Source organism: bacterium, from assembly GCA_040755795.1.
GTDB lineage: Bacteria > UBA9089 > CG2-30-40-21 > CG2-30-40-21 > SBAY01 > JBFLXS01.
Window position 1 is genome coordinate 1 of the sequence record JBFLXS010000526.1, and the last position, 2,433, is coordinate 2,433.

2 protein-coding genes are annotated in these 2,433 nt (G+C 34.9%); both read right to left on the bottom strand.

What is annotated here, in order from left to right; translation table 11 throughout:
• Positions 1–311: 311 nt before the first annotated feature.
• Positions 312–1,337 carry a HEAT repeat domain-containing protein gene (locus tag AB1414_19255; protein MEW6609551.1) on the bottom strand — a complete coding sequence of 342 codons (1,026 nt, stop codon included), beginning with the start codon at positions 1,335–1,337 and terminating at the stop codon, positions 312–314.
• Between the two features lie 10 nt (positions 1,338–1,347).
• Positions 1,348–2,433: hypothetical protein (locus AB1414_19260; GenBank protein MEW6609552.1), on the bottom strand; the 1,086-nt coding region annotated here is incomplete at its 5' end.

A 2,433-nucleotide genomic window follows, 5' to 3' on the forward strand; every position in this document is an offset into this window, starting at 1 on the left:
TGAAAGGAAGTATCCATACAATAAACATGCATTAACTCTGCCCATTTTTCAGAATTTACTCCATAATCTCCATCTAATGGCACAAAATTACATAGTGTCCACTTTGCATCTATCACATTTGCATCAAGTTCTATATTTGCAGGTAATTTAAACAAACTCACCACCCGTATCATCTGTTCAGTTAATGCCTCACCTATTCCCTTTAAGTAATAAAAGTCTTTATTTAATTGTCAAAGAGCTAATAATAAACACCATAAGACGAAAAATCAGACCTGACACTAATTACTAATTACACTGAATTCATCCCCAACTCACTCAACTACTTTATATCCATTGCCTTCTTTTATTACTTTTATACCCAATTCTTTCAATGCCCCAGCAGCTGCATCTCTCACAACAAAATGGTAAACTTTGTAATAAACTCTACCTTCAAAATTTATATCTTTTTCTAATTTTAATGAAGAAAAAATCTCTTTGCCCTCAATCAATTTCATGTTTTCTATCATTCCTCTTCCTATATCTTCACTTACATAATGTGAAAATAACAAATAATCATCATTTAGTGCTTGTTTTAAAAGAGGGATTGATTCTTTTACTCCTAATTCTCCAAGCAAGGCGGCTGTCATTATTCTCAATTCTCCTCTTTTGCATTTCTCAAGACACTCAATTAAAATTGGGACTGAACTTTTCTCACCCCATTGACCTAAAATTATTGCTATTCTATATCTGAATATATCATTAAATTTCTTATTAGTTATGTATTTTTGTAAAGACGATATATAAATATCTTTTTCTTTTGATTTCTCAACAAAACTCTTTAATACTTCACTAAATATTCTTTCTACATGTTCATCTGGGGTAGAATAAATATGTCTTGGCGGTGGAACTAAATCTTTAATCTTTCTCTCAATTTCAGTCTCATAGAGGAGTATCTCAACTAAAGGTTGAAATGATGAGGGATCTTGTAGATTTGATAGAGATTCAGCAGATTTTACTTGAATACTCCAATTTTCCTTTTTATCCTTTAATCTTTCAATAAGATGTGGAACAGCTCTTTTATCGCCTATTTTACCTAATGAAATACAAGCCTGTGCTCTTACTGACCAATTTTCATCTTTAAGAGCCTTTATTATTTCTGGAACTGATTCTTTTGCTTTTAGATTTCCCAATTTTTCAATTATTCCAGCTTTAATATGCGAGATTTTCTCAGTTGATAAACTTTTGATGAGTTTTTTTGTTTCTTGAGTGGTTCGGTTTTCATCAGCTGAAACATCATTCTCTATAATGAATCCACTACTCAGTACTATTAACACCACAAACAAATTTAATTTTCTCATTTGTTTCCTCCTAATATTGAGATTGATGTCCTGGATCTGCCCAATCTTCTGAATCCGCAGAGCCAACACTCCATGTATGTTCTGCTGCGTATGCTTTTGGTTCTGAATAAGCAGCAAAATCATTTGGCCATTGATCCAGAGGGTTTGAATCAAATTTTGTTGGATCAAGCCCTAATCCAGGCTCTTGATCATCAGGAACATTATCTCCATCTAAATCCTGATTGCTATTATAACCTTTTGGCCAAAAATTCCACCAATCAGTTAAATGTGTATTTTCATGTATACAGGTTTCAGCAAAAGTATCAATTCCATCATGTCCTGTTTCCGGATTATTACCACATGCAGGTGGTCCTATATAAAATACAGAATTCCCCCAAAAGTAATATCCAAAATAAGGTGTTGTTCCATCATAAATATGATTACCAGAACTTGCTTTTGTTTGACTCCAATAAAAATACCAATTAGGAATAAGTGGTCCCCAGGGGTTGTTAGTCCCATCTCTGGGAAAGAATATTTGGACGGTTGTATTATCCTTATCTGTTTTGCCACCTAAGGTTAATTCTGCTATTACCTTTTTATCACCAAATTGTCCATTACTTCCTGGTAACCCGGTATAGGTAAAAGTTACTATACCTCCTTTAGGTGGACTTGGCACAGTAGTAAGCTTAGAACCTACTATCGGGTCAATACTCCATGGTTCTATATCATCTGTATACTCATCTGGCCTTGCCTCTGCTTCACATTGAACATCACATACACCTGGATTTGCTTGACTAAAAACAAAATTATTCGCCGTTGGCGGTGGTGTAACTGGAGATGTTATCTCCACCTCAAACACCGTCTCATGAATAGAATCGTTATCATCACCATGGGGACAGGTAATTTTGGCGTTTATAGTGATATATCCGGCTCCGGGTGGCAAAATTGAATAAGATGGACCAGCTCCATCTGAAAACTGATATTGACCACCTTCTGCTAATTCCTCAACTGCACTCCACACTATATCCCCACTTATCTCACCACATTCATCACAATAAGCCTGCGCAGTACAATCTATCGTCTCACCTACTAAATAATAACTATTATTTGCTGGTGA

Coding starts and splice junctions, on each gene's coding strand:
- AB1414_19255 (MEW6609551.1), bottom strand. CDS start 1,337: ATGAGAAAATTAAATTTGTTTGTGGTGTTAATAGTACTGAGTAGTGGA.